The sequence below is a fragment of the Armatimonadota bacterium genome (genome assembly GCA_035527535.1).
Lineage (GTDB): Bacteria > Armatimonadota > Hebobacteria.
Window position 1 is genome coordinate 1 of sequence record DATLAK010000036.1, and the last position, 7,967, is coordinate 7,967.

Here is a 7,967-nt window from a genome sequence, read left to right on the forward strand (position 1 = left end):
CACCAGACCATCGAGAGCCAGCTAGCCGAGCTTCGGCGATACGCCCAGGCCCACGACCTTGCCATCGCCGGAGAATTCGTTGACGACGGCTACAGCGGCACCCTGCTGGCGCGGCCCGGTCTCGACGCGCTGCGCGACAAATCGCGGCAGCGCGTCGCCGAGACCGTGCTTTGCCTCTCGCCCGACCGCTTGTCGCGCACCCTCGTCCACCTCGGGATTCTCCTGGAGGAGTTGCAGAAGAACGGGACCCGCGTGGAGTTCACCAACCAGCGGCTAGATGACACTCCCGAGGGTACGCTGCTTCTCCAGATTCAAGGCGCGGTCGGTGAGTACGAACGCGCCAAGATCCTTGACCGCACCCGCCGGGGCCGCTACCACAAGGCCCGCAACGGCGCCTTCATTGGCGGAGTCGCAGGCTACGGTTACACCTACGTGCCAGCCAAGAACACAACCCCTGCCCATTGGGAGATCAACGAAGCCGAAGCCGTCATCGTGCGCGACATCTACGGCCTGCTGATCGAGAAAGAGCTTACCCTTGCTGCCCTTGGCCGCGAGCTTGAGACGCGCGGCATTCCCACCCGCAAGGGCAACAAGCGCTGGTGCCGCGCCGCCCTGCACAAGATACTGACGAGCGAAGCCTATATCGGGACTGCCCACCTCTTCAAGACCTTCCCTGCGGCCCCAGAGCGCCCCAGGAAGGCCGTTCAATACCGGAAGAACCCCAAGACCAGCCGAGGCCATCGCGAGCGCCAGGAATGGGTTCCTATCCCCGTTCCGGCCATGATTGACCGCGAGACATACGACCGCGCCCAGGCCATCCTGCAAAGGAACGCCCACCTCGCCACCCGCAACAACAAGCGGCACCCCTACCTGCTGCGCGGGCTGGTGAAATGCGGCACCTGCGGCAAGCCGTATATCGGCGGTTGCATCGGCGGCTACACCTACTACAGCTGCACGCGCGGCCCCCACCGCACCCTTGACTGCAAATCGCGCTACGTCCGCACCGACCGCATCGAGCCCTCAACCTGGGAGAGCATTCGCCGCCTGCTCGACGACCCCGACCTAATCCTTGAGCAGTTCGAGAAGCACACGGCCAGTCACGCCGCCACCCGCGCCCACGCCCAAGCCAAGCACGCCAAACTTGAGCGCCAACTGAAGGACGCCGACGCCGAGGAAATGCGCGTCGTGCGCCTGTACCGCGAGGAGAAGATCAGCGACGCCCTGCTCGACGCCCAACTGAAGGAGATCAGCGCCAAGCGAGACAACCTGAAGACGCAAATCGCGGCTCTGACCCCTGCGCTTGACGCGCCCGAGCTGACCGAAGGCACGCGGCAGGCAGTCCGCACCTTCACCGAGGACCTGCGCCGCGGCCTGGACGCTGCCACCTTCGAGGAGAAGCGCAAAATCCTGCTGCTGCTCGTTGACCGAATCGAGATCAACGCCGACGCCAAGAGCGGGACTCTCTACGGAGTCATCCCTCTGCCGAAGCAGGACTCTACTGCATTGCGTCTAAGCTACCGAGCGAGCGCAGCGAGCGAAGAATCTCACCCTGTCGAGAGCGCCGGTGGGATTCCGCGCCTTAGGTTCCACCCTCCCATGGCGGGCGGGCAAGCCGCTGACAGATCGCGTAGAGGCGATGGAAGCCGCCGACGAACGCCGATGGACGCCGACCGGACCGACGACGGAGACCATAGGGGCCCGCCTGAAGTCGCGCCCAGGGGCGGGAGGGCGCGCCGGGGCGGACCACGCGCCCTCCCCTCGCGGCTTCACCTTGCCGGACCGAAGACGTAAAGCTCGTAGATGCTCCACCACTCGGGGCCATGGCCAGCGGTCAGGGTGAACCGGATCCCGCGGATGCTGCGCGGCATCGCGAAGCGCACCATCGCCGGCTGCAGCAAGTCGCCCTGCACGACGGGGACTTCCTCCCAGGTCGTCCCGTCGGCGGTCACCTCCGCCCTGAGACCGCGCGGCCAGTCATTGGTGTAGAACGTGCCGCGCCCCTGGTGGTCGAGGACGATGCGGCACACCGATTGCGGCGTATCGAAGTCGAGGCGGAACCACTGCCCGGGTTCCTGCCCGCCCTCGCCGACACCCCAGCGGCTGTATAGGTTCCCGTCTATTGCGTACTCGGGCTTGGCGAGGTCGGCGCTGTCGGAGGCCGATGCGCGCCACGCAGCCGTGGGCATGAGGCGCACCTCGGCCGGGTCCGCGTGGAGGTCGAGGTCGCGCGGCCAGATCGGTCCGTTGAGCCCGAGCCGTGCCCAGGCGCCGATGGCGCTGTCAGCGCGGAATTCCGCCAGCTTGGCGTATATCGCTACCGCCTCCGCGCGTTTGCCCAACGCGTCCAGGCAGAAGGCGCGGTTTAGCCCGGCCCAGCCGCCGAGCACCTCGGAGTTCTGGGGCAGCGTCTCCAGCGCCTCCCGATAGCGGCCCCAGCGGGTGTACATGCGGCCCAAGGTCTCGCGCATTTCGGGGTCATCGGGACTCCGCTTCAGCACCGCCCGATAGGCCTGTTCGACCTGGGGCCACGGCACCAGGCCACGCGTCGCCTTTTTCAGCAGTGTGCCGGCCGTGTCCGCCAGCTCCTTCAGCTCAGGGTCTCGCTCCCGCGCCCGACGCGCGGCTGACTGCCGGTGCCAGGCCAGCATCCGCGCTTGCTGGTCATCCCACACGAAGCGGCAGTCGGGATGATTCGGGCAGGAGAGCAGGACATCGCCTGCTTTCGGCTCCTCGCCCGCAGGCGGCGCGGTGTAAGTGAACCGATCTCCCTGCGGGCAGCGGAAGATCATCTTGACCCACGCGGTGTCATGCCCGCTGAGCCAGTTGATGCCCCAGCCCCGACCGAGCGACCACTTCTCCAGGCTTGCCAGGTCGGATGGGAAGCGCCCCTGGTCGGCCGCGCATTGCGGCAAGAGAATCCCGGCATAGCTCATCCGCTCCCTGCAGCTTTCGGCGAGCAAGGCCTGGGCCGGACGATTCGCCATCTCCTGCGCCTTGTCGGCATAGCGCAGGATATCGCTGGTGCTGAAATCGGCGAGCGGGTGGCGCCAGGGAAGCCCCGCGAATATGTCGGCGGAGCGCTGGAATGCCGCGCGGGCGTCATCGGGCCGCCCCTCGAAGCTGCGCACCTTGCCCACCGCGAACTGGAAGATCGCCTCCTGGAGAGCTTCCAGGGCCGCAGCGGTTTGCGCCCGCCGATCCGGCGGAAGAACGCTGTCCTTGTCATTGCCGCCCAGGTCGGAGATGACGCCGGAGCCATCAGCCGCGACCAGCAGGACGCCGCTCTTGGTGACGGCGTAGATCGCGTCTCCTGCCGGCGTCCACGTCGCTGCCGATAGGTAGCCCTCGCCGCGGTACACCTCCTGGCGCGCCGGGCCGTCAGGCGATACCATGTGGAGCGCATAGGTCGTTCGCGGCTTCTCGTCAGCTTGCTCGCGCCCGATTGTCATGTATAGGATGCGCGCGCCGTCAGGCGACCAGCGGGGCTGCAAGGCGCCTTCTCCTTCGGGCGAGACGCGGCGCGGTTCGCCCCCCGGCCCCAGATCGAGGACAAAGATGCTGCCGCTGGTGGGCACGCCGCGGGACCAGCTACCGGATTTGCGGAAATCCCCGCAATACGCAATGCTCGTCCCGTCGGGCGAGAAGCTGGCCCCCGCGCCCTGAATCTTGAGGTCGGTGACCTCCGCGGTGTCCGCGTCCACGACGACCAGCGGGTAATTGTTGCCATACCCTTGACCTGTGGAAGCGGCCAGGCGGCGGCTGTCCGGCGCCCAGGCAACCGGGGTCTTGATCCAGCCGTCCAGCACCTTCTTCATCTCGCCCGTCTCCAGGTCATACACCCAAATCCCGCCCTCCGCCGTTTTTAAGTCCTCGGGGTCGCGTTGATAACTGCCGCAGAAGGCCAGCCGAGTAGCATCCGGCGAAACCTCCATGTAAAGCGGATTGTAACCAGCGGGCAGTTGGAAAGGCACATCCTGGCCGGTGGCCGCGTTCAGCAGCCAGCTTCCAGTCGTCACAATGGGATGCCCCGCGCTGGCGTGGGCGCGCCGGTGCTCGAAGTCCGGGGTCGTCCAGAGCGCGCTCCACGCGTCCACGAGCAGGCGCTGTTGCCCTGGCAGCCAGGGACCGGCATTCCCGCTGAAGCCAAGGTAGCTCTTCAGGCGACGCTTGTCTGCGCCGTCCCCTTTCATAACCCAGATTTCGCTGACCAAGCCGCCCCCGCGGGAGATGCCATAGGCGATGTCGCCGAAGTCCGACAGCACCGTCCCTTTGCTGTCGTACCACGCGGTTGCCGCGAAGGTGTTAACCGGGGCGCCCCCCTGTGGCGGCAGCGAGGCCACCAGCACCGAACGCCTCCCCGCCTGCACCAACGCCTCGCCGTGGGCATTGCTCAGCCGCACCTTGCCGCTGACCACCGTCACCGCGACCCGGTGGCCGTTCTGCGCGGCGGCGTCAACGACGGTCCCCAGGAGGTGGATCTTCCCCGCGGCGGTGTCTATGCGCTCAATCTCGCCCCCCCGGCTGCGGCAGTAAACCTCGCCCCGGCGCAGCTCCGCCGTCGTCCGCGACGCCACCACCAGCTCGGTATCGGCATTGAGCGTGTACTCGCTGCCGCGCCGGGTGTACAGGCTCACGCGGCCGCCCTTGCCGGTGCGCACGATCGCACCTACCGCCAGCCGGTTGCCCACCTCGAGCGCGCGGCCCGTCGCATCGCTCACCGGCGCTCGCGCGGAGATGACCGCAACCAGCGGCCCGCCCGCCTGCACTGCGCCGCCGGCCGGCGCGGGTCGCTCAGTCGGGCCTGCCGCTTCAGGCCCTGTCGAGCGCGAGGTAGCAGCCGTTTGCCGCTGCTCGGAGCCCGCAGCGGCATTGACCGGTGGCGGCGCGGGGGTGGGCGCCCGCTCGGCCACCGCCGGGGACGGCCTCTCCGTTGTCGGCGGTGCGGGCGAACGCGCGAGCATCACCACCGCCACCGCGACCGCCGCCGCTCCGACCGCAACCAGCGCCCACCGGCGCATGCGCGTTCGTCCCCGCGCGCCCACCATATGCCGGGTCCGTTCCTGCAGCGCAATCCTGAACGCGTCGTCCATTTTCCCCTCCTCGTAATGCATGGATAGGAGTCGCGCGACATCCATCTCGTGGGAATGTGTCATCTCACCCACGGCTATCACCTCCCGCCGCGCTGCCGGCCAGCTCGGTGAAGGCGGCGCGAAACGCCGCCCGCGCCCGCGTCAGCAGCGACTCGACGGCTTTGGGCGTGCTGTCGGTCGAGCGCGCCAGCTCCTCGACCGTGTATCCGGTCACGTACTTCCCCACCAGCACCGCGGCGTGGCGCTGCGGCAGGCTGGCAAGCGCGCGGTTGACCAACTGGCGCGTCAGGGCCGCATCTTCCTCAGTGCTGAGTGCAACCTCGGGGTTGGCGGCGGACTCTGCGAACTCCGGTATCAGCGGCACTTCCATGCGGCGGCGGCGGCAGAAGCGGGCGAGGCGGTGGCGGGCGACGCCCAGCAGCCATAGGTCGAGTGTTCCCTGCGCCGGGTCGAAGCGGCCCATGGACGCGGCCGCCGTCATCAGGATATCCGAGCTGAGGTCCTGGGCGTCGGCGTGGTTGGCCCCCAGGTGATGATAGGCGAACCGGTAGGCCCATGCGGAGTAGCGGTCAAACAGGCGATCCCAGATCGCCACGTCGCCGGCGGCAATGCGCCGCGCCAGGACCGCGTCCCCCTCGGCCGTCGCTGTCGCGCGGGTCACCGCGATCTCCTTCGCCAGCGCCTGCTCGCACTCCACTGGTGGCCGCTCCCGGCTGGTGTTGTCATCCACCAGTAAGTTGCCGTCAGGGGGGCGAAATCCTTCGCCGCGCAGGCGGGCGGCCGGGCGGCGGCGCAGCGGCGGCTGACGCACCTAAACGGTGACGCCGGCGGGGGGCAATCTCCGCCGGCGTCTTACCATGTTGCACGATGCCGCCTTGCCGAAGCAGTGCGGTCCTGTACGGCGGCCGGCTCGTCAGTAGCGCGTGCCCACGTAGAGCACGACGCCGGTATTGCCGTCCTGACCGCCGTCGCGATACTTGATCTCGGCGAAGCCCTTGCCCCCGACGCCCAGGCTGGCTCCGACCTCCCACGTGAGGTTGTCGTCGTCGCGGTCGGGCAGCCCCACCGTCTCCAGCGTGTTGCGCGACCAGCCAACGCCGCCGCCGTAGTAGAAGCCGCCCTTAGCCTTGTAGTAAACGCCGCCCAGCACGCTCCAAGCGGTGTTCTCGACCGTCGTGTCCTCGGCGTGCAAGCGATCCACTGTCAGGTACAGCAGTTGCGTCTCCCCGCGGGCCACGATGTAGTCCACGCCGAAGGCGAGGTCGCCGTCGAGGGCGCCCTCGCTCGGCTCGAACCACCCGACTTTGGCGCGCAGGTACGGCTTTTCCTCCGGCATCGTCGAGCCGCCGTAGCCGTATTGCGCGAATGCGGCGCCCGCTGACAACAGCAACGCGCCCATGACCACCATCACTACTACTGTTCGCATCTCCAGCTCCTTTCCGCGTTCGGTCTTCGGTCGCGCCGGGGGACCATCAATACGCGATCCCGAGGCTTGCGCGCATTTCGTCATCCTCCGGCCAACACCTGCCGCTTCAGGTCACACCAGTCACACACACCCCGCGTTTCGCCCCACGCCTGCGCGGCGTCCCAGTGCGTCGCCGGGGCGACCGCTCACGGCAGGTCGGGGCGGGCGGGGCGGCGGGGCTTGCCGAAGATGACCGCGTCAATGGTGCGCAGCAGGATGGCGGTGTCAAACAACGGCCCGCAGTGCTTGACGTAGTAGAGGTCGTACTCCAGCTTGCGGCGCACATCGTCCATCTCGCGGTCGTAGCCCTGGTTGATCTGCGCCCAGCCGGTGATGCCGGGCCGGACCTCGAGGCGCTTGCGGTACACCGGCATCGTTCGCAGGAGCTCATCGGCCAGCTCCGGCCGCTCCGGGCGCGGGCCCACCAGGCTCATCTCGCCGCGCACAACGTTGACGAGCTGCGGAAGCTCGTCCAGGTGCAGCGGGCGCAGGACCCGTCCCACCACCGTACAGCGCGGGTCGTTGGCCTGCGCCCACACCGGTCCCGTCTCCTGCTCCGCTTCGTTGATCATGGACCTGAACTTCAGCATCTCGAACGGCCGCAACCCGCGCCCCAATCTCCGCTGGCGGTAGATCGCCGGGCCCTGCGATTCGAGCTTGATCAGCGCCGCCAGCAACGCCATCAGCGGCGCCAGGAGCGCCAGCCCGCCGGCGGCGACGCAGAGGTCCATCACGCGCTTGAGCGCCACGCGGGCGCCGCTGCAGCGCGATCGCACGCCGTCGGTGTGCTCCAGGAAGACGCGCCCGCTCACCCGCTGCAGCAGGTCGTCGAGCGGCAGCGCCTCCAGACCGCCGGGCGAGGGGGCGCCCTGCCCGTTAAGATAGTATGCGACCGCAGCCCCGCGGCCCGCCGCCTCGCGTGCGGCCGCCGCGGCATCGCGGCCATCCACGAGACCGACGATTTCCCACTCGGGCCAGTAGTACGCCAGCCACGCCGCCAGGCGATCCTCCCCGGCGACGTCCACCACCAGCACCGGCCGCCGACGGTGCACGGCGACCGCGCGCCAGATCGTGCGCATGGCGACAGCGACCGCCAACCCGGCCAGTGGGAGCAGCAACATCGCCTTAGGGGTAACCGCAAGCGGCGACAGGAACGCGGCCAGCCACGATGCGAGTGAGGCGGTCGCCCAGGTCTTGGCCGCAGCGCGGTAGAGGGAGCGCGGACGCGCCCACCACCTGCGGTCACTCAGACCGAAAATGATCGCCGCCACGATCCACGCGGCTGCGGCCACGGCAGTGGCGAGCAAGCCGGCGCCAACCGCCGCGCCGACGGCGGCGATGGCGGCGGTCTCGGTCACGCACAACACAAGGGGACGGATGTCTCGTGCGCTGCGCATCAGATGAGGCCGTCT

5 protein-coding genes are annotated in these 7,967 nt (G+C 68.6%); 1 reads left to right on the forward strand and 4 read right to left on the reverse strand.

Features of this window, described 5'->3' with window-relative positions; translation table 11 throughout:
• On the forward strand, positions 1-1,791 hold a 1,791-nt coding region (locus tag VM221_02030), incomplete at its 5' end, for a recombinase family protein (GenBank protein HUT73597.1).
• On the opposite strand, the gene VM221_02035 is transcribed toward VM221_02030, so the two are convergent.
• From VM221_02035 to VM221_02050, 4 genes are all read right to left on the reverse strand, one after another.
• Positions 1,767-5,153, reverse strand: coding sequence for a discoidin domain-containing protein (locus tag VM221_02035; protein HUT73598.1), 3,387 nt, complete (start codon positions 5,151-5,153; stop codon positions 1,767-1,769). The genes VM221_02030 and VM221_02035 overlap by 25 nt on opposite strands.
• A gap of 1 nt (position 5,154) precedes the next feature.
• On the reverse strand, positions 5,155-5,901 hold the full coding sequence (locus VM221_02040) for a sigma-70 family RNA polymerase sigma factor (GenBank protein HUT73599.1): 747 nt from the start codon (positions 5,899-5,901) through the stop codon (positions 5,155-5,157).
• Positions 5,902-6,003: 102 nt separating this feature from the next.
• Positions 6,004-6,516, reverse strand: coding sequence for a hypothetical protein (locus VM221_02045; protein ID HUT73600.1), 513 nt, complete (start codon positions 6,514-6,516; stop codon positions 6,004-6,006).
• A gap of 185 nt (positions 6,517-6,701) precedes the next feature.
• Positions 6,702-7,967: sugar transferase (locus VM221_02050; protein ID HUT73601.1), on the reverse strand; the 1,266-nt coding region annotated here is incomplete at its 5' end.